Origin of the sequence: Herbiconiux sp. (assembly GCF_004297105.1) — a bacterium.
Taxonomy (GTDB): Bacteria; Actinomycetota; Actinomycetes; order Actinomycetales; family Microbacteriaceae; genus Herbiconiux.
Window position 1 is genome coordinate 165,104 of sequence record NZ_SCVE01000020.1, and the last position, 19,876, is coordinate 184,979.

Annotated in this window: 19 protein-coding genes; all 19 read right to left on the bottom strand. The window is 69.0% G+C overall.

The features are described 5' to 3' along the window. Window position 1: 1 nt before the first annotated feature. Window positions 2-916 carry a guanylate kinase gene (gmk, locus tag EPO52_RS16860; RefSeq protein WP_290808906.1) on the bottom strand — a complete coding sequence of 305 codons (915 nt, stop codon included), beginning with the start codon at window positions 914-916 and terminating at the stop codon, window positions 2-4. After that, complete coding sequence (gene pyrF / locus EPO52_RS16865) at window positions 913-1,776, bottom strand: orotidine-5'-phosphate decarboxylase (RefSeq protein WP_290808908.1); 864 nt, start codon at window positions 1,774-1,776, stop codon at window positions 913-915. Before pyrF ends, gmk begins: the two co-directional genes overlap by 4 nt. Next, window positions 1,773-5,066, bottom strand: coding sequence for a carbamoyl-phosphate synthase large subunit (gene carB, locus EPO52_RS16870; protein ID WP_290808910.1), 3,294 nt, complete (start codon window positions 5,064-5,066; stop codon window positions 1,773-1,775). The genes pyrF and carB overlap by 4 nt, the downstream gene beginning before the upstream one ends. Further along, window positions 5,066-6,256: a glutamine-hydrolyzing carbamoyl-phosphate synthase small subunit gene (gene carA, locus EPO52_RS16875; protein ID WP_290808913.1), complete on the bottom strand. Its 1,191-nt coding sequence runs from the start codon at window positions 6,254-6,256 to the stop codon at window positions 5,066-5,068. The genes carB and carA overlap by 1 nt, the downstream gene beginning before the upstream one ends. Continuing rightward, a complete protein-coding gene (locus EPO52_RS16880) occupies window positions 6,253-6,807 on the bottom strand; it encodes a hypothetical protein (protein ID WP_290808915.1) in 555 nt (184 codons plus the stop codon). Before EPO52_RS16880 ends, carA begins: the two co-directional genes overlap by 4 nt. Continuing rightward, window positions 6,807-8,177, bottom strand: coding sequence for a dihydroorotase (locus tag EPO52_RS16885; protein WP_290808917.1), 1,371 nt, complete (start codon window positions 8,175-8,177; stop codon window positions 6,807-6,809). Before EPO52_RS16885 ends, EPO52_RS16880 begins: the two co-directional genes overlap by 1 nt. Then, window positions 8,174-9,130, bottom strand: coding sequence for an aspartate carbamoyltransferase catalytic subunit (locus tag EPO52_RS16890; RefSeq protein WP_290808919.1), 957 nt, complete (start codon window positions 9,128-9,130; stop codon window positions 8,174-8,176). The genes EPO52_RS16885 and EPO52_RS16890 overlap by 4 nt, the downstream gene beginning before the upstream one ends. Then, window positions 9,127-9,696: a bifunctional pyr operon transcriptional regulator/uracil phosphoribosyltransferase PyrR gene (gene pyrR / locus EPO52_RS16895; protein ID WP_290808921.1), complete on the bottom strand. Its 570-nt coding sequence runs from the start codon at window positions 9,694-9,696 to the stop codon at window positions 9,127-9,129. The genes EPO52_RS16890 and pyrR overlap by 4 nt, the downstream gene beginning before the upstream one ends. A gap of 69 nt (window positions 9,697-9,765) precedes the next feature. Then, a complete protein-coding gene (locus EPO52_RS16900; protein ID WP_290808923.1) occupies window positions 9,766-9,996 on the bottom strand; it encodes a hypothetical protein in 231 nt (76 codons plus the stop codon). A gap of 121 nt (window positions 9,997-10,117) precedes the next feature. After that, complete coding sequence (nusB, locus tag EPO52_RS16905; RefSeq protein WP_290808924.1) at window positions 10,118-10,528, bottom strand: transcription antitermination factor NusB; 411 nt, start codon at window positions 10,526-10,528, stop codon at window positions 10,118-10,120. Between the two features lie 9 nt (window positions 10,529-10,537). Further along, window positions 10,538-11,098, bottom strand: a complete 561-nt coding sequence (efp, locus tag EPO52_RS16910; protein ID WP_290808926.1) for an elongation factor P — start codon at window positions 11,096-11,098, stop codon at window positions 10,538-10,540. Between the two features lie 83 nt (window positions 11,099-11,181). Then, window positions 11,182-11,616 carry a type II 3-dehydroquinate dehydratase gene (gene aroQ, locus EPO52_RS16915; RefSeq protein WP_290808928.1) on the bottom strand — a complete coding sequence of 145 codons (435 nt, stop codon included), beginning with the start codon at window positions 11,614-11,616 and terminating at the stop codon, window positions 11,182-11,184. Between the two features lie 11 nt (window positions 11,617-11,627). Then, window positions 11,628-12,713, bottom strand: a complete 1,086-nt coding sequence (gene aroB / locus EPO52_RS16920; protein WP_290808929.1) for a 3-dehydroquinate synthase — start codon at window positions 12,711-12,713, stop codon at window positions 11,628-11,630. Beyond that, window positions 12,710-13,243 carry a shikimate kinase gene (locus tag EPO52_RS16925; RefSeq protein WP_290808931.1) on the bottom strand — a complete coding sequence of 178 codons (534 nt, stop codon included), beginning with the start codon at window positions 13,241-13,243 and terminating at the stop codon, window positions 12,710-12,712. The genes aroB and EPO52_RS16925 overlap by 4 nt, the downstream gene beginning before the upstream one ends. Then, window positions 13,240-14,439, bottom strand: coding sequence for a chorismate synthase (gene aroC, locus EPO52_RS16930; RefSeq protein WP_290808933.1), 1,200 nt, complete (start codon window positions 14,437-14,439; stop codon window positions 13,240-13,242). Before aroC ends, EPO52_RS16925 begins: the two co-directional genes overlap by 4 nt. A gap of 113 nt (window positions 14,440-14,552) precedes the next feature. Continuing rightward, window positions 14,553-15,428, bottom strand: a complete 876-nt coding sequence (locus EPO52_RS16935) for a shikimate dehydrogenase (protein ID WP_290808935.1) — start codon at window positions 15,426-15,428, stop codon at window positions 14,553-14,555. Window position 15,429: 1 nt separating this feature from the next. Further along, the gene (mltG, locus tag EPO52_RS16940; protein ID WP_290808937.1) at window positions 15,430-16,704 is read right to left on the bottom strand and encodes an endolytic transglycosylase MltG; all 1,275 of its coding nucleotides are present in this window, start codon (window positions 16,702-16,704) and stop codon (window positions 15,430-15,432) included. After that, the gene (gene ruvX / locus EPO52_RS16945; protein ID WP_290808939.1) at window positions 16,704-17,189 is read right to left on the bottom strand and encodes a Holliday junction resolvase RuvX; all 486 of its coding nucleotides are present in this window, start codon (window positions 17,187-17,189) and stop codon (window positions 16,704-16,706) included. Before ruvX ends, mltG begins: the two co-directional genes overlap by 1 nt. A gap of 4 nt (window positions 17,190-17,193) precedes the next feature. Continuing rightward, entirely contained in the window at window positions 17,194-19,875 is a 2,682-nt protein-coding gene (gene alaS / locus EPO52_RS16950; RefSeq protein ID WP_290808941.1) for an alanine--tRNA ligase, read from the bottom strand. Between the last annotated feature and the right edge of the window lies 1 nt (window position 19,876).

The following is a 19,876-nucleotide window of genomic DNA, read 5'->3' on the forward strand; positions in this document are numbered from 1 at the left end:
CTTACTCCTTGCTGCGAAGGTCGATCGCCTTCTGAATCTGCATCAATTCTACGACCTCTGCCGCCGCGGCCTGCACATCGTTGTTCACGACACGGAAATCGAACTCGTCCTGGGCCGCCAATTCGACCTTCGCGGTGGTGAGCCGGCGCTGCTGCTCCTCGAGCGTCTCGGTGCCGCGGCCGATGAGCCGGCGCACCAGTTCGTCCCACGTCGGAGGCAGCAGGAACACCAGGGTCGCGGATGGCTCGGCCTGCTTGACCTGGCGTGCGCCCTGGATGTCGATCTCGAGCAGCACGCTCCGGCCCTCGGCGAGAGCGGCATCGATCGGGGGCCGTGGAGTGCCGTAGCGCGACTTGTTGTGCACCACCGCCCACTCGAGGAACTCCCCCGCCTCGACCATGCGGTCGAACTCCTCGTCGGTGACGAAGTAGTAGCTCACGCCATCGATCTCGCCGGGGCGCGGTGCCCGAGTGGTGGCCGACACCGAGAGGAGGACGTCGGGATAGTTCTCGCGGATGTAGCCCGACACGGTTCCCTTGCCCACGGCCGTGGGGCCCGCGAGCACCACCAGGCGGCTCTGCTCGCCACCTTCGACCCGGGGGGCGCGCTGAGCGAGGAAGGCGCGCAGACGGTCCCGCTGGTGCACACCGAGCCCGGCGAGCCGCTTCGAGGGAGCGATCTCGAGCCGCTCCATGATGCGCTCGACACGCACGGGGCCGAGGCCCGGGATGCTGAGCAGCAGATCGCGCACGCGGAGCGTCGCCTCGATGCTCTCGGTGCTCGACAGTGCGGTCTCGAGAACGGATGTCGCACTGAGACGACGCTCGTTCACCGCACGCTTCACGGCGGCACGGGCGCGACGCGCCGCGACGGCGGCGCGCGATGCGGCGGCTCGGTCGACCTCGGGCGGGTTCATGCGATCACCTCGCCCACGCGGGAGGCATCCGCCTCGATCGCCGACGCGAGCCCGGCAGCCCCGTGCTGCAGGATGGAACGCGACACGCTCACGATCACATCGGGCGCGAGCGGCCCGAAGACGTGTGGGATCGCGGTGAACTCGGCACCCTGGAACCCGAACCCGGGAGCGAGCACCGGGGTCGTGGAGAGGGCACGCACCGCCTCCGGCGTGAAACCATACTCATCGAGGCGCTTGGTGGCGCCGAGCACCAGGCCGAAGTCGCCGAGCCGGGTGCGGTCGGTGTTGCGGGAGGCCACCCCCTCGGCAACCAGACGGGAGACGCTCGCGCCCGCATCCGTTCGCGCGGTCTGCAGGGCACGCGACTCGGGGTTCGAGGTGGCGCTCAGCACGAAGAGACCCTTTCCGTGCTCGGAGGCACGGTCGAAGAGGGGGCCCAGTGCGTCGACCCCAGTGAAGGCGGTGACGGTGAGGGCGTCGACCTCGAGCGGCGAGCCCGGGGTGAGCCAGGCCGCCGCGTAGCCTTCGTTGGTCGACCCGATGTCGCCGCGTTTGGCATCGCCGATCACCAGCAACCCCGCCGCGCGGGCTGCGGCGAGCACGTCTTCGAGGGCCGCGAATCCTGCCGACCCGTAGGCCTCGAAGAACGCGACCTGCGGCTTCACGATGCCGGCGCGCGGAGACGCCGCCACCGCCTCGACGACCGAGAGCCCGAACGAGCGCACACCGGATGCGTCGGCCGGCAGGTCCCACCCGTCGAGCAGGTAGGGGTGCGGGTCGATGCCGACGCAGAGGTGCCCACGCCGCCCGAAGACGGTGTCGAGGCGCTCTCCGAAGGAGGCGGGGCGAGCGTCGGTCATCCGCGCGCGCTCCGGGCCAGGGCGTACTCCTGCAGCGAGGTGACCTCGAATCCTTCGCTGAGCACATCGAACGAGGCCACGGCCGCGCCGAGTTGGGCGATCGTGGTGAACAGCGGCTTGTCGGCCGCCACGGCCGCGGCACGGATCTCGTAGCCGTCGACCCGTGCCGAGCGGCCCGAGGGCGTGTTGATCACGATGTCGACCTTGTCGGCGTTGATGAGGTCGACGATGGTCTCGACCGCCTCTTCCGACTCCTTGCCCTCGGAGTGCTTCGCCACGAGCCGGGCGTGGATGCCATTGCGGTTCAGCACCTCGGCCGTGCCCTCGGTGGCGAGGATCTCGAAGCCCAGCTGCTGCAGCCGCAGCACCGGCAGCACGATGGCGCGCTTGTCGCGGTCCGAGACCGACACGAACACGGTGCCGGATGTCGGCATGCCGCCATATGCGGCCTCCTGGCTCTTGGCGAACGCCCGCGGGAAGTCGCGGTCGATGCCCATGACCTCACCGGTGGAGCGCATCTCCGGGCCGAGCACCGAGTCGACGATCAGGCCCTCCTTGGTGCGGAACCGCTTGAACGGCAGCACGGCCTCCTTCACCGACACCGGCGAGTCGAGCGGCACGATCGAGCCGTCCTGCGTCGGCAGGAGGCCTTCCGACTTCAGCTCGTCGATGGTCGTGCCCACCATGATCCGTGAGGCGGCCTTCGCCAGGGGGATGCCGAGCGCCTTCGACACGAAGGGCACCGTCCGCGAGGCGCGCGGGTTGGCCTCGAGCACGTAGAGGATGCCGGCACCGATGGCGAACTGCACGTTCAGCAGACCGCGCACCCCGATGCCCTCGGCGATCTTCAGCGTCGCATCCCGCACCGCGTCGATCTGCTGGCGGCCGAGCGTCACGGGTGGCAGCGAGCAGCTCGAGTCGCCGGAGTGCACGCCGGCCTCCTCGAGGTGCTCCATGATGCCGCCGACGTAGAGCTCGGTGCCGTCGTAGAGCGCGTCGACGTCGATCTCGATGGCGTCGTCGAGGAAGCGGTCGACGAGCAGGGGGTTGGCGGTGCCCACCATGCCCTGACCGGCGATGCGCTCGAAGTAGTCGGCGAGCGACGGGGTGTCGTAGACGATCTCCATACCGCGGCCGCCCAGCACGTAAGAGGGACGCACGAGCACCGGGAAGCCGATCTCCTCGGCCACGGCCACGGCCGACTCGTAGTCGGTGGCCGTGCCGTTCTTCGGGGCCAGGATGCCGGCGGCGTCGAGGATGCCCGAGAAGAGCCCGCGTTCCTCCGCCAGGTCGATCGCGGCGGGGGTGGTGCCGAGGATCGGCACGCCGGCCTCCTCGAGCCCCTTGGCGAGGCCCAGGGCGGTCTGGCCGCCGAGCTGCACGACGACGCCCACGAGCTCACCCGACTGCGATTCCGCGTGGATGACCTCCAGCACGTCTTCGAGCGTGAGCGGCTCGAAGTAGAGGCGGTCGGAGGTGTCGTAGTCGGTGGAGACCGTCTCGGGGTTGCAGTTGATCATGATGGTCTCGAAGCCCGCATCCGACAGCGCGAACGAGGCGTGCACGCAGGAGTAGTCGAACTCCACGCCCTGGCCGATGCGGTTGGGGCCCGATCCGAGGATGACGACCTTGCGGCGGTCCGACGGAGCGACCTCGGTCTCCTGGTCGTAGCTCGAGTAGTGATACGGCGTGAGGGCGGGGAACTCCCCCGCACAGGTGTCGACCGTCTTGTAGACCGGGCGGATGCCGAGGATGTGCCGCACCTCGCGCACCTCCTTCTCGCCGAAGCCGCGCAGCGACGCGATCTGGGCATCCGAGAAGCCGTGCTCCTTGGCGAGGGTGAACATCGCGTGGTCGGCGTTGTCCGAAGCCGCGATGGCGTCGGCCACCTCGTTGATGAGCACGATCTGGTCGATGAACCAGGGGTCGATCTTGGTGGCCTCGAAGGCCTCCTCGATCGATGCGCCGGCCCGCAGCGCCTGCTGCAGCGTGACGATACGGCCATCCGTCGGCACCGCCGCGATGGCGAGCAGTTCGTCTTTGTCGCCGGGCTCGCCGTCCCAGTGGAACGAGGAGCCGCGCTTCTCGAGCGAGCGCAGAGCCTTCTGCAGCGCCTGCGAGTAGTTGCGTCCGATGGCCATCGCTTCACCCACCGACTTCATGGTGGTGGTGAGGGTGGGGTCGGCGGCCGGGAACTTCTCGAACGCGAAGCGGGGAACCTTCACCACGACGTAGTCGAGCGTGGGCTCGAAGGATGCCGGGGTCACCTTGGTGATGTCGTTCGGGATCTCGTCGAGCCGGTAGCCGATGGCGAGCTTCGCCGCGATCTTGGCGATCGGGAAGCCCGTGGCCTTCGAGGCCAAGGCGCTGGAGCGGGAGACGCGCGGGTTCATCTCGATCACGATGATGCGCCCGTTGGCGGGGTCGACGGCGAACTGGATGTTGCAGCCGCCCGTGTCGACGCCCACCGCGCGGATGATGTCGATGCCGATGTCGCGCAGCTTCTGGTACTCGCGGTCGGTCAGCGTGAGCGCGGGTGCCACGGTGATCGAGTCACCCGTGTGCACGCCGACGGGGTCGACGTTCTCGATCGAGCACACCACCACCGTGTTGTCGGCGGTGTCGCGCATGAGCTCGAGCTCGTACTCCTTCCAGCCGAGGATCGACTCCTCGAGGAGCACCTCGGTGGTGGGGCTCTGGTGCAGGCCGTCGCCCACGATGCGGCGCAGCTCGGTCTCGTCGTAGGCGAAGCCGGAGCCGAGGCCGCCCATGGTGAACGAGGGGCGCACCACGAGCGGGTAGCCGAGGTCGTCGGCGAAGCCGATGGCCTCCTCGACGGTGTGCGCGATGTGGCTGCGCGCGACATCCGCGCCCGCGTCGAGCACGAGCTGCTTGAAGATCTGGCGGTCTTCGCCCTTGTTGATGGCCTCGAAGTTCGCGCCGATCAGCTCGACGTCGTACTTCTCGAGGATGCCGTGCTCGTGCAGCTGGATGGCCGCGTTGAGCGCGGTCTGGCCGCCGAGGGTCGGCAGGATCGCATCCGGCTTCTCCTTGGCGATGATCGACTCGATCACCTGCCAGGTGATGGGTTCCACGTAGGTGGCGTCGGCGAAGTCGGGGTCGGTCATGATGGTGGCCGGGTTGGAGTTCACCAGGATGACGCGCACGCCCTCCTCGCGCAGCACGCGGCAGGCCTGGGTGCCCGAGTAGTCGAACTCGCAGGCCTGACCGATGACGATCGGGCCGGAGCCGATGACGAGAACGCTCGTGATGTCGTCTCTCTTTGGCATTACTGGTTGTCTCCTTCGGAGGGGGCCTCGACGAAGTGCGCATCGGCCTCGAGGGCCGCGGTCTTCTTCGCCAGGATCATGTCGCGGAAGCGGTCGAACAGGTACATCGAATCGTGCGGGCCGGCCGCCGCCTCGGGGTGGTACTGCACCGAGAACGCGTCGATGTCGAGGCAGCGGATGCCCTCCACCACGTCGTCGTTGAGGCTCACGTGGCTCACCTCGACGCGGCCGAAGCCGGCGGGCGAGTCGATCACGCCCTCGCGGGGCGCCTCGACGGCGAAGCCGTGGTTCTGGCTGGTGATCTCGACGCGGCCTGTGGTCTTGTCGAGAACGGGCTGGTTGATACCACGGTGACCGAACGGCAGCTTGTAGGTGCCGAAGCCGAGCGCGCGCCCGAGCAGCTGGTTGCCGAAGCAGATGCCGAAGTAGGGTGTGCCGCCACGCAGCAGGTCCTGCAGCAGCTCCACATGGGTCTCGGATGCCTCCGGGTCGCCGGGGCCGTTGCTGTAGAAGAGGGCATCCGGTGCGAGTTCTCGCACCTCGTCGGCGGTGACCGACTCGGGCAGCACCTCCACGTCGAAACCGCGTTCGGCGAGGTAGTTCAGTGTGGAGGTCTTCACCCCGAGGTCGAGCACGGCCACGGAGCCGATCCGTTCGCCCTGGGCCGGCACCTGGTAGCGCTCGGGGGTCGACACCACGGTGGAGAGGTTCTGGCCGGCCATCTCGGCGCCCGAACGCACGGCGTTCAGCTGGTCGGTGGCGCTGAGCTCGTACTCCGCCCCCGAGAAGATGCCGGCGCGCATCGCGCCGAGGCTCCGGAGGTGACGGGTGACGGCGCGGGTGTCGATGCCCGAGATGCCCACGACGCCGTCCGACTCGAGGTCGTCGTCGAGGCTCCGCTGTGCGCGGAAGTTCGACACCACTCGAGAGGGGTCGCGCACCACGTACCCGGCCACCCAGATCTTCGACGACTCCTTGTCGGTGTCGTTCACACCGGTGTTGCCGATGTGCGGCGCGGTCTGCATCACGATCTGGCCGGCGTACGACGGGTCGGTGAGCGTCTCCTGGTAGCCGGTCATGCCGGTGGCGAACACGGCCTCACCGAGGGTGCGGCCGCGGGCTCCGTAGGCGCGGCCCTCGTAACGTCGACCGTCTTCCAGCACGAGTACGGCGGGTTCGGTTGTGATCACGACGAGGGTCCTTCCTGTTGCGGGGATGCATCGGCCGGGTGGGCGGCCTGCGGGATGAGGGAGTTCGTGGCCTCGATGAGGCGGTTGGCGACGCCGAGTGCGGTGGCTCTGACGTAGCTCTCGACGTCGACGGGGCCGTCGGCGGACTCGTAGGTCCAGTCGAGGCGCACCAGTCCGCCGGTCTCCACCACGCGGTCGATGGCCCACGTGGAGGTGCCGACCGAACGGAGGTGGGATGCCTCGATGTAGGTCTCCGGTTCGCCGGGGATCGAGATCGAGACGCCGAGTGTGGTGACGGTGACCACGCCGCGACCGCGGAACGCGAGACCCGGGATGGTCAAGCGGTCGAGGGGGTTGCCGGCGGTCGTGGTGGCGACATAGAGAACCTCCGCCTGCGTGAGAACGCTGCCGCGGGCATCCCCGTCGGGTGTCGCCGTGGGGCTGCGGAACGCCGACTGGCGGCGCGTGCGGGCGCGCCAGGCGAAGAACATGGCCGCGAGCAGCAGCAGGGCGAAGGCGGTGACGATGGCACCGGGAACGATGCGGTCCATCAGGCGTTCACCTCCTGGCTGCGGGCGAACTCACGGGCGGCCGTGGCCGTCTCCGCGGTGTCGGCGAGCACGCCGTCGCGCAGCGTCGGGAAGCCCTGGTGGAAGGTCCAGCGCACGCTGCCCGAGAGCGTCACACCCTCGTAGGGGGTGTTGGTGCTCTTGCCGTGCAACCGGTCGAGTTCGAAGACGCTGCGCGCCGCCGGGTCGACCAGGGTGATGTTCGCCGCCGCGCCGTTCTCGAAGGAGTGACTGTGGCCGGTGAGGCGCCCGATGCGGGCGGGCTGGTTCGAGAGCACGCGGGCGACGTCCGCCCAGTCGAGCAGGCCGGTGTCGACGAGGGCGGTCTGCACCACGGGCAGGGCCGACTCGAGGCCCACCATGCCGAAGGCGGCCGCATCCCACTCGCACTCCTTGCTCTCACGCGGGTGCGGGGCGTGATCGGTGGCGATGATGTCGATGGTGCCGTCGGCCACGCCGGCCCGCAGGGCCTGCACGTCTTCGTCTCGGCGCAGCGGCGGGTTCACCTTGTAGCGCGCGTCGTAACTGCGGATGAGCTCTTCGGTCAGCAGCAGGTGATGGGGCGTCGCCTCGGCGGTGACCTGGATGCCGCGGGCCTTGGCCCAGCGCACCACGTCGACCGATCCGGCCGTGCTGAGGTGGCAGATGTGGAGGCGGGCGCCCACGTGCTCGGCGAGAAGCACGTCGCGGGCGATGATCGATTCCTCGGCCACCGCGGGCCAGCCCTTGAGACCGAGCTCGGAGCTCAGGGCGCCCTCGTTCATCTGGGCGTTCTCGGTGAGCCGCGGATCCTGCGAGTGCTGGGCCACGACGCCGTCGAAGGTCTTCACGTACTCGAGGGCGCGGCGCATGAGGAGCGAGTCGTGCACGCACTTGCCGTCGTCGGAGAACACCCGCACGGCGGCGCGGGACTGGGCCATGGCGCCGATCTCCGAGAGGAGTTCGCCCGCGAGACCGACCGTGACCGCGCCGATGGGCCGCACGGTGGCGTAGCCGGCGGCCTGGCCGAGGGCCTGCACCTGCTCGACGACGCCGGCGGTGTCGGAGACGGGGAGGGTGTTGGCCATGGCGAAGACGGCGGTGAATCCGCCGGCCGCAGCGGCACGGGTGCCGGTGAGCACCGTCTCGCTCTGCTCGAAACCGGGTTCCCGGAGGTGGGTGTGCAGGTCGACGAGGCCGGGGAGGGCCACGAGGCCTGCGGCGTCGATGACGGTGGTGGCGGCATCCGCCGCTCCTGTGCCGGTCGACACGATGCGGCCGCCCTCGATCAGGATGTCGGCACCGTCGCCGTTCGGCAGTGTGGCGCCCTTCAGCAGGTAGCGCCCGTTCGGTGCAGTGCTCTCGCGGGTCAACTCAGGGCCTCTCGTTCGCCGGACAGCAGGAGGTACAGCACCGCCATCCGGATGGACACCCCGTTCGCGACCTGCTCGAGCACGGTCGACTGCGTGGAGTCGGCCGCACCGGCCGAGATCTCGAGGCCGCGATTCATCGGCCCGGGGTGCATCACAATGCTATCCGGGCGCAGGCGGGCCAGGCGCTCGTCGGAGAGGCCCCACTGGCGCGCGTACTCGCGGGCGTTCGGGAAGTAGGCCGCGTTCATCCGCTCGCTCTGGATGCGCAGCATCATGAGCACGTCGGGCCGCGTCGCCGCGAGCGTGGCATCGAGATCGAAGCTCAGCTCGACGGGCCAGGTGCTCGCCCCCACCGGCACCAGAGTGGCCGGGGCCACGAAGGTGACCTGGGCGCCGAGGGCGCGCAGCAGCCAGAGATTCGAGCGGGCCACGCGGGAGTGCAGGATGTCGCCCACGATCACCACCGACACGCCATCGAGGTCTTTGCCGCGACTCGCACCCGGGTGCAGTCGCCGGCGCATCGTGAAGGCGTCGAGGAGAGCCTGGGTCGGATGCTCGTGAGTGCCGTCGCCGGCGTTCACGACCCCGGCGTCGATCCAGTCGCTCTGGGCGAGCACCTGAGGTGCGCCGGACGCGTGGTGGCGGATGACCACGCCATCCGCTCCCATCGCGGCGAGCGTCTGCGCGGTGTCTTTCAGACTCTCCCCCTTCGACACGCTGGAGCCCTTGGCGGCGAAGTTGATCACGTCGGCGGAGAGCCGCTTCGCGGCGGCCTCGAACGAGATGCGGGTGCGGGTCGAGTCCTCGAAGAAGAGGTTCACCACGGTCTTGCCGCGGAGGGTCGGGAGCTTCTTGACCTCGCGGGTCTGAACGTCGGCCATGTCCTCGGCGATGTCGAGGATCTGGATGGCCTCGGCACGGCTGAGGTCTTTGGTGGAGAGGAGGTGTCTCATCCTTCGATCGTCACCTCCTCGACGCCGTCGATCTCGGCGAGGCGCACGTTGATGCGCTCGTCGCGCGAGGTGGGCAGGTTCTTGCCCACGAAGTCGGCCCGGATGGGCAGTTCGCGGTGACCCCGGTCGACGAGCACGGCGAGCCGAACGGCCCGGGGCCGGCCGAGGTCGTTGAGGGCGTCGAGCGCGGCCCGGATGGTGCGGCCCGAGTAGAGAACGTCGTCGACGAGCACCACGGTCTTGCCGTCGATGCCCTGGCGGGGCAGCTGCGTGGGCTGCGGGGTGCGGGTCGGATGCTTCGACAGATCGTCGCGGTACATCGTGATGTCGAGGGAGCCCACGAGGTCGGCGGCGTCGCGGCGTGCGCCGGTGAGACCCGCGTCCGTTCCCTCGCCCGGCTCGATCTCCACGATCAGGCGGCCGATCCGCTCGGCCAGCAGAACACCCCGCGTGGGGATGCCCAGGATGACGAGATCGTCTGCTCCCCGGTTGGACTCCAGGATCTCGTGCGAGATCCGAGTCAACGCCCGGGCCGTATCAGCCTGCTGCAGCACAGTTCGCGCCATGCAACCGACCTCCTTCCCCGCCTCTCGGACGGACTTAAAGGATGCCTACTTCGTGCACCCCTGAGCCTATCAGCGGTTCCGGGTTCGAGTGTCGTCGTGCAGTGACCGCCACACCACGATCGTGCCGAACCCGGCCGCGATCAGGCGCACGACGATCACGGCGCCGAGCACGCAGATCGTAAAGTAATGGACGTCGGACAGGAGCGACGAGATGTCGATGCGCGACGCCGGAGGCTGCTCGTCGTAGCAGGGCTCCATCCAGTCAGGGCAGGAGACGATCGCGAAGAGGGCCCGAGGCATACTCGAGTATATCTCAGCACCGGAGTGCGGACATCCGCACACCAGACGACAACCGGCGGCCTGAGGGTCTCGGTTGCGACGAGATGTGGCGATGTCCGCCGGCAGGCGACGCCAGACGGCATCAGGCCGACTGGGCCACCTTGCCGAGCACGCCGTTGATGAAGCCCGACGAGTCGTCGGTCGAGAGGGTCTTGGCGGCCTCCACGGCCTCGGCGATCGCCACGGAGGCGGGCACCTCGTCGTTGTAGAGGATCTCCCAGATCGCGATGCGGAGGAGCGCGCGATCGACTGCCGGCATGCGCGCGATCGTCCAGCCCTGCGCGTAGGTCTCGATGGTCTCGTCGATCTCCGAGAAGTGGTCCATCACTCCGTCGACGATGTCGCGGGCGTAGAGCCACGAGGTCTGCCGATCCGGCTCCCCCGCGGCCCGGCCCGCTTCGGCCGCGAGCGACTCCGCGATCGGGATCTGCCGCACGTCGGCGGCGAACAAGATGTCGAGGGCCCGCTTACGGGCCTTCGTGCGTGCGCTCAACGACGGGACCTAGTTGACCCGGCCGAGGTAGTCACCCGTGCGGGTGTCGACCTTGACCTTGGTGCCGATCTCGAGGAACAGCGGCACCTGGATCTCGTAGCCGGTCTCGACCGTGGCCGGCTTGGTGCCGCCGGTCGAACGGTCGCCCTGCAGGCCCGGCTCGGTGTAGGTGATCTCGAGGGTGACGGATGCGGGCAGCTCGACGTAGAGCGGCTCGTCACCCGTGAGGGCGATGGTGGCCATCTGCTGCTCGAGCATGAAGTTCGCCGCGTCGCCCACGATGGCACCGGGGATGGTGATCTGGTCGTAGTCGGTGGTGTCCATGAACACGTAGTCGTCGCCGTCTTTGTACAGGTACTGGAAGTCGCGACGGTCGACATTGGCCGTCTCGATCTTCGCGCCGGCGTTGAACGTGCGGTCGACGAGCTTGCCGGTGCGCACGTTCTTGATCTTGGTGCGCACGAACGCGCCACCCTTGCCGGGCTTGACGTGCTGGAACTCGATCACGTTCCAGAGCTGGCCGTCGATGTCCAGCACGGTGCCGTTCTTGATGTCGTTCGTTGAAGCCATGAAAAGGATGTTCCGTTCGAAGAAAGTGGTGAGACCGGCGTTTCGGTCCTGAAAGAGTGTAGCGGCTATCGCCCTGGGGGGGCTCAGAGCCCGATGACGCTCCGCAACGCGAGCCGGTACGAGTCGAACCCGAAGCCCGCGATGACCCCGGACGCCACGGCCGAGATCACACTCGTGTGCCGGAAGGTCTCGCGCGCGTGCGGGTTCGAGATGTGCACCTCGATGAGCGGGAGCCCGGCCTTGGTGACGAGCGCGGCGGCATCGCGCAACGCGTAGGAGTAGTGCGTGAACGCGGCCGGGTTCAGGATGACGGGGGTCGCCGTGTCGACCGCCTCATAGAGCCACGAGATGAGCTCGGCCTCGTCGTTGGTCTGTCGAAGGTCGATCTCGATGGCCCCAGCGGCATCGGCCGTGAGGGCGCTGCGCAGCGCCTCGAGGTCCTGGGCCCCGTACACGTCGGGCTCCCGGCTGCCGAGGCGGCCGAGATTGGGCCCGTTCAGAACGAGAACAGATGCCATCCGATTTCCCCCTACGACGCGATCTCTTGATAGGCAGCGTAGAGCAGCGACGTCTCAGGCCCCTGCAGCACCGTGGGCCGCGCGAGATCGTCGAGCACGATGAACCGCAGCATCGCGCCGCGCGTCTTCTTGTCGCGCTGCATCGTGGCGAGCAACGTCTGCCAGCGTCCGCCCGGGTATTCGGTGGGCAGCGACAGCGACGTGAGGATGCTGCGGTGCCGGTCGACCACGGAGTCGCTGAGCGAACCGGTGAGCCGCCCCAGCTCGGCGGCGAACATCATCCCGACCGCCACCGCCGCGCCGTGCCGCCACTGGTAGCGCTCCGCGTGCTCGATGGCGTGGCCGAGCGTGTGTCCGTAGTTCAGGATCTCGCGCAGCCCGGCTTCTTTGAAGTCGCTGCTGACGACACGCGCCTTGACCCCGATCGAGAGCTCCACCAGTCGGCGGAACTCGTCGCTCAGAGGGTCGCTCGCCCTCTCGACGTCGGCCTCGATGATGTCGAGAATCTCCGGCTCGGCGATGAACCCGCACTTCACGACCTCCCCGAACCCGGCGAGGATCTCGTTGCGCGGCAGGGTGGCGAGCAGATCGAGGTCGGCCACCACGAGGCTCGGTGCGTAGAACGCGCCCACCAGGTTCTTGCCCTCGTTGGTGTTGATGCCGGTCTTTCCGCCCACGGCTGCATCCACCATGCCGAGCAGCGTGGTGGGCGCCTGCACGAGGGTGACGCCACGCAGCCAGGTGGCGGCCACGAATCCGGCGAGGTCGGTGACGGCTCCGCCCCCGAAGCCGATCACGGCGTCGGTGCGGGTGAAGTCCGCCTGACCGAGGACCTGCCAGCAGAACGCCGCGACCTCGACGCGTTTGCCGGCCTCCGCATCCGGGACCTCCGCCAGCAGCACCTCGTAGCGGTCGAGCAACGATTCGCGGAGGGCCGCCGCCGCAGCGCCGAGAGTGGGCGGGTGCACGATGAGCACCTTGCGCACCCCGGCGCCGAGGCCGTCGACCACCCGGGGAAGGATGCCGCGACCCACCAGTACCTCGTAGGGTGAATCACCCGTGACGGGGATGGCGGTGACGTTCTGCTGCTCGGTCATCGGATGCGCTCCTCGGCGGCGTGCGGGCGGGTCTCTGGTGCGGTGAACTGCTCGCGTGCCCAGGTGGCGATCTGTTCGGCGACCTGTTCGGTGGGTAGATCGGAGGTGTCGAACGACTGATCGGCGAGCGACTCGTAGATCGGCTTGCGCGTGGCGTAGAGGGCGACCCACGCGTCCACGTCCGGAACCAACGGCCGCTTGCCGTTGCCGAGCCGCGCCGCCACGGCGTGCGGCTGCACGGTGAGCTGCACCACCGGGACGTTCCGGATGTCGCGCTGCGTGTCTTCGTCGAGCACCGCGCCTCCCCCGAACGAGATGACGGCGTCGGTGGTGAGGGCCTGGGTGACGGCCGCGCGCTCGAGTGCCCGGAAGTGTGCTTCGCCGTGCTCGGCGAAGATGTCGGGGATGGCCCCGTGCTCCGCCACCACGAGCTTGTCGGTGTCGATGTACGGGAGGTCGAGCAGACGCGCGATCCGCTTGCCGATGCGGGACTTGCCGGCGGCCGGAGGACCGATCAGAACGAGCTTCATGCGCGCGCGATGCCCGTGCGCAGGGCGTCCGGGATCGCGGCCAGGTACGACTCGAGGTTGCGGCGCGTCTCGCCGAGGGAATCGCCGCCGAACTTCTCGAGCACGGCGTTCGCGAGCACCAAGGCGGTCATCGCCTCGGCGACGACGCCCGCGGCCGGAACGGCGCAGACATCGGATCGCTGGTGGTGCGCGGCCGCATCCTCACCCGTCGCGACGTCGATGGTGTGCAGGGCGTGCGGCACGGTGGCGATGGGCTTCATGCCGGCGCGCACGCGCAGCACGGTGCCGGTCGACATGCCGCCTTCGACACCGCCTGCGCGGTCGGTGGTGCGCACGATCTCCTCGCCCTCGCGGTAGAGCTCGTCGTGAGCAGCGGAGCCACGGCGGCGCGTGGTCTCGAAGCCGTCGCCGACCTCCACGCCCTTGATGGCCTGGATGCCCATGAGGGCGGCCGCGAGCTGCGAGTCGAGCCGGCGGTCCCAGTGCACGTGGGAGCCGAGTCCGGGCGGGAGCCCGTAGGCGAGCACCTCGACCACTCCGCCGAGGGTGTCGCCCTCCTTGTGGGCGTCGTCGATCTCGGCGACCATCAGCGCACTGGTCTCCGCGTCGAAGCAGCGCACCGGATCGGCGTCGAGGGCATCGACATCGCTCGGGCGCGGAAGCGGGCGGCCATCCGGAACGCGCACAGGCCCGATCGCGAGGGTGTGGCTCACGAGGGTGATGCCGAGCTCGGCGAGGAACGACTTGGCGATCGCTCCGAGGGCGACACGGGCGGCCGTCTCTCGCGCGCTGGCGCGCTCCAGAATAGGCCGGGCCTCGTCGAAGTCGTACTTCTGCATGCCCACGAGGTCGGCGTGACCCGGACGAGGGCGCGTGAGGGGCGCGCTGCGACCGCGACCGGGGAGCTCCTCGTCGCGGGGCTCGACGCCCATGACCTCGGTCCACTTCGGCCACTCGGTGTTGCCGATGCGCACCGCAACGGGGCTGCCGAGCGTCGTGCCGTGCACGACGCCGGCCGAGAGGTTCAGCTCGTCCTGCTCAAACTTCATGCGCGCGCCACGGCCGTAGCCGAGCTTGCGCCGAGCGAGATCGGTGCGGAGCTGATCGAGTGTTACCGGGATGCCGGACGGGAGTCCTTCGACGATCGCAATGAGCTCTTGACCGTGGGACTCGCCGGCGGTGAGCCAACGAAGCATGAGAAGAAGTCTATCGAGCGCTGCGCTGCGCCGGTGCCGCGCCGGCCCCTGCCCGACCTGCCACATCTTGTGGCTACTCACCTCTGCAGGCAACACCTACTGGCAAGTGGGGCTCAGGCGGGGAGGGCGAGAGCCTTCAAGAGGGATGCGGTGAGGGCTTCTTCGTTCGGGAGCGGGAGGAGGGGGTCGCCGCCCGTGAAGATGCGGATCTGGGCGATCGCCTGGTGGGCCAGCATCGCGAGACCCGGCACGGCCTCGCCACCTGAGGCCTCCCAGACGGTCGCGAGCTCACTCGGCCAAGGGTGGTAGGCCACATCGAGGAGGGCCGACGATCGAGTGAGCGCCAGTCCCTCGACGGTCTCGCCCGCGCCCACGCCGCCGGGAAGAGTGCTGATGGTGAGATCGGGCTCGAGCGCGGCCACGGCCGAGCGATCGTGCAGCGCCACGACCGAGGTGCTCAGCCCGGATGCGCGTGCCGTCTCCACGACGTCACCCGCCTTCTCGGGGCTGCGGAGCACGATGTCGACGTGCTCCGCTCCGAGCTGCGCTACCGCGGCGACGGCCGAGCGGGCGGTCGCTCCCCCGCCGATCACGACGGCGTGCATCGACGACTCGACCCCGGCCCGCCGCAGCGCCTCCCGGATTCCGAATACATCCGTGTTGAAGCCGTCGAGACGGCGGCCCTCCTCGGAGAACGTGACCAGCACGGTGTTCACGGCACCCGTGGCCCGCGCCACGGCATCCATCGAGTCGAGCAGCGGGATCACCGTCTCCTTGAGCGGCATCGTGAGCGACAGACCGCGCCACTCCGGCCCCAGCCCTGCCACGAACGCGTCGAGCGCATCCGCCGGCACGTCGTACGCGTCGTACTCCCAGGTCAGCCCGAGTGCCGCGTAGGCCGTGCGGTGCAGCAGAGGCGATCGGGAGTGCGCGATCGGCGAGCCCAGCACGCCGAGCTGTCGCGAGCCATCCGGCGACGGCCGCGTCACGCTACTGCACCTCGGGGTGCGCGGCCCACCACTCCTGCAGCCGCTCGACCGCGGCGGCGTGCTCATCGGCGGTGTCGGAGAACACCGTCTCGCCGGTGTCGAGGTCGACTGTCACGAAGAACAGCCACGAGCCGTCAGCCGGATGCAGCGCCGCATTGATCGCGTCGTCGCCCGGGTTCGAGATCGGCCCGGCCGGCAGCCCCGGGTAGATGTAGGTGTTGTAGATGTTCGAGGCGTCCTCGCGCTCCGCGGACGTGGTCTCCACGCGGCTGTGGCCTGCGCCGTACGCGATGGTGGCGTCGGACTCCATGTTCATACCCTCGGCGAGCCGGTTCGTGAACACCCGCGACACCTTCGCCATGTCGGCGACGCTCCCCGCCTCCTTCTGGATGAGAGCGGCCAGTGTCACCACCCTGAACCGGTCATCGGGTGCCACTCCGGCAGCATCCAGCGACTGGAACGTGCGCTGCACCATGGTGGTGATCATGTCGGTCGCGGTCTGACCCGGCTGGAACACATAGGTGGCCGGGAACAGGAAGCCCTCGATGCTCGGGGCCTCGGCAGGAACCCCCAGAGCCACGTAATTGGCCCCGGCCGCCTCGAAGTCGGCGAGCGGCATGCCCGTGACATCGGCGAGCTCCTGGTAGATGCCCTTCGCGCTCGACCCCTCGGGGATGGCGACGGTGTAGTCGATCTTGTTGTCGGGGTTCATCAGGGCATCGAGTGCCGCACTCGCGCTCATCTGCGACGCGAGCTTGAAGGTGCCGGCCTGGAACACGGGCGCCGGATCCTGCTTCAGCAGCAGATCGTAGAACGCCGCAGAGCTCTTGATGATGTCGGCGGCCGCGAGGTTGTCGCCGATGGTCTCACCGACGTCGCCGTCGTTGATGACGAAGGTGACCTCTCCCGTACCCGAGCCCTGGTAGTCCTCCGCCGCAGCCTTACCCGCCACCAGTGTGGTGATCTGGGCCCCGAAGGTGTTCCAGACGAAGGCGCCACCGGCAGCCAGCAGCCCGAGGATGACCACGGTGACGATGAGCCCGCCGATCCACCGGCGGGGCTTGCGATCCCCCCCTCCGCCGCCACCACGAGGATCGTGCCCGCCGCCTCGAGAACCACCCGACCCACCCGAGCGGTGCTGCGGCGGAGCAGACAGCTCACGAGCCTGGCGCCGCGACGTCGGCTTGACACCGGTCGCGACGGCGCCCTGGGCGGGTTCGTCCGAGCGGAAGAAGTCGGCGAACGGATGGTCTTCTGGCGGCTGTCGGTCGGTCACTACCTGATTCCTTGGTTCGGGTCGATCGGTTCGATGACGGTCCCGGGGGCCTTTCCCGAGGTGCGCTCCGTGTCGAGCGCATGTTGCACGAGTATAACCGCGGCCACTTGGTCGATCACCGGACGCGAGCTGCGAGTGTTCCGGCCCGACTTGTGCAGAGCAGACTGCGCCGACACCGTGGTGAGCCGCTCGTCGACCAGGCGCACGGGCCGTGCCGCAAGAGCGGCCAGCCGACCGGCGAAGTCGCGCGCATCCTGCGTCGAGGCGGTCTCGTTGCCGCTCATGGCCAGCGGCAGGCCCACCACGAACTCGAGTGCGTCGACCTCGTCGGCGATCTCCCGGATGCGCCGGATGTCGCTCCCGTCACCCTCGGGCGAGCGGGGCACGGTCTCGACCGGGGTCGCGAGCATGCCGTGCAGGTCGGTGCGGGCGACGCCGATGCGGGCTTTGCCCACGTCGACGCCGATCCGCACCCCTGTGCGCATCCGGCTACCCGGCCACCGCGGCCGCGATGGCGTCGAGCGCCGCCGGGATCGCCGTGGCGTCGGTGCCGCCGCCCTGGGCGAGGTCGTCTTTGCCTCCGCCGCCACCGCCGAGGATGCCTGCCGCGAGCTTCGCGAGGGCTCCGGCCTTCGCACCATCCGCACGTGCCTCATCGGTCGTGGCCACGATCACCACGGGCTTGTCGTTCACGGTGGCGGCCAGCGCCACGACCGCCGAGCGCGTTCCCGACGAGACGAGCTCCTCGCGAACGCCGGTGGCGAGCTGACGCACGTCGTCGCCCGAACCGAGCACTCCGAGATCGTGCGACACGAGCGTGGTCGACCCCACGGGCCGCGCCTGCTGCGCGAGGGCCGGGATGCGCCCGGAGAGGGCGGCCGACTCGAACGCGGCGATCTTCTTCTCCGCCGCCTTGAGGTTCGCGGTGAGATCGGCGATGCGGGTGGCGAGCTCGTCGCGCGGCGTCTTCAGCGAGGACGAGAGCTGGGCCACGAGGGCTCGCTCGGTGGCGAACTCGCGGAACGCCTCGATGCCCACCAGTGCTTCGACACGGCGGTTCGTCGAACCGATCGACGACTCGCCCTGCAGGTTGATCATGCCGATCTGGGCGCTCGAGCGTACGTGGGTGCCCGCGCAGAGCTCGCGCGAGAACGGGCCGCCGATGTCGACCATGCGCACGACCTCGCCGTACTTCTCGCCGAACAGCGCCATGGCGCCCATCGAGCGGGCCTCGTCGAGCGGAAGCTCGCGCGTGACCACCTCCAGATCGGAGCGGATGGCGACGTTCGCGATCTCCTCGATCTCACTGCGGGTCTCGATCGAGAGCGGCTGGCTCCAGGAGAAGTCGAGGCGCATGTAGCCGGCCCGGTTGTAGGAGCCGGCCTGGTGCGCCTCTTCGCCGAGCGTCTGCCGCAGCGCCGCATGGATGAGATGCGTGGCCGAGTGCGCCTGGGTCGCACCACGGCGCCAGTCGCCGTCGACGACCGACCGGGCACGGTCGCCCACGGCGATCTGGCCGCTGGTGACCTCGGCTCGGTGGCTGATGAGACCCTTGACCGGCTTCTGCACGTCGAGCACGGTGAGTTCGAAGCCGTCGCCCACGATGGTGCCGGCATCCGCCTCCTGACCGCCCGATTCGGCCCACAGGGCGGTCTCGGCGAGAATGACCTCGACCTGCTCGCCGGCCACGGCCGAGTTCACCGAGACGCCGTCGAGAATGAGGCCCAGAACGGGCGACTCGGCCTCGAGGTCGTCGTAGCCGCGGAACACGGTCTCACCGAGGGCCCGGAACTGGCTGTACACCGTGAGGTCGGTGATGCCCAGCTTCTTCGCCTTCGCGTCGGCCTTCGCGCGCTGCTTCTGCTCGGCCATCAACGACTCGAACGCCACGCGGTCGACCGTGATGCCCGACTCCTCGGCGATCTCGAGGGTGAGGTCGATCGGGAAGCCGTAGGTGTCGTGCAGCAGGAACGCGGTGTCGCCGGGGAGCACGGATGCGGCCCCGGCTGTCGTGCCGCCCGCCTTCAGTGTGGTGACCGCGGTGTCGAGGATCGTGGTGCCGCCCGTGAGGGTTCGCAGGAACGACTCCTCCTCGGCATAGGCACTGCGCGAGATGCGGCCGAAGTCGGCCTCGACCTCGGGGTAAGCGGCCTTCATCGCGTCACGCGAGGCGGTGAGGAGCTCGGGCATGGTGGCGGTGTCGACACCGAGCAGACGCATCGAGCGCACGGTGCGGCGGAGCAGACGGCGCAGGATGTAGCCGCGCCCCTCGTTCGACGGCGTGACACCATCGCTCATCAGCATGAGGGCACTGCGCACGTGGTCGGCGACCACGCGCATCCGCACGTCGTCGTCGTGCACGGCCCCGTAGCGCCGACCCGAGATCTCGGCGGCGCGGTCGAGAACCGGACGCACCTGGTCGATCTCGTAGAGGTTCTCGACGCCCTGCTTCAGGAAGGCCACCCGCTCGAGGCCCATACCGGTGTCGATGTTCTTGCGCGGCAGTTCGCCGAGGATCTCGAACTCCGTCTTCGAGGTACCCTCGCCGCGCAGGTACTGCATGAACACGAGATTCCAGATCTCGATGTAGCGGTTCTCGTCGGCGACGGGTCCGCCCTCGATGCCGTAAGCCGGGCCGCGGTCGAAGTAGATCTCGGAGCAGGGGCCTGCGGGGCCGGGCTGGCCGGTCGACCAGTAGTTGTCCTCTTTGCCACGGCGCTGGATGCGCGCATCCGGGAGACCTGCGACGCGCTTCCAGATGTCGATGGCCTCGTCGTCGTCTTCATAGACCGTGACCCAGAGATCACGTTCGGGGAAGCCGAGGCCCCCTTCGCGCTCAGGCGTGGTGAGCAGCTCCCAGGCATACCCGATGGCGCCCTCTTTGAAGTAGTCGCCGAACGAGAAGTTGCCGTTCATCTGGAAGAAGGTGCCGTGACGCGTGGTCTTGCCCACCTCCTCGATGTCGAGGGTGCGGATGCACTTCTGCACGCTCGTGGCGCGCGGATACGGTGCGGGCACGAGACCCGAGAGATAGGGGATGAACGGCACCATGCCGGCCACGGTGAACAGGAGCGATGGGTCATCGCTCACGAGCGATGCCGACGGCACCACCGTGTGTTCTCTGCTCCCGAAGAAGTCCAGCCAGCGCGATCGGATGTCTGCGGTCTGCATG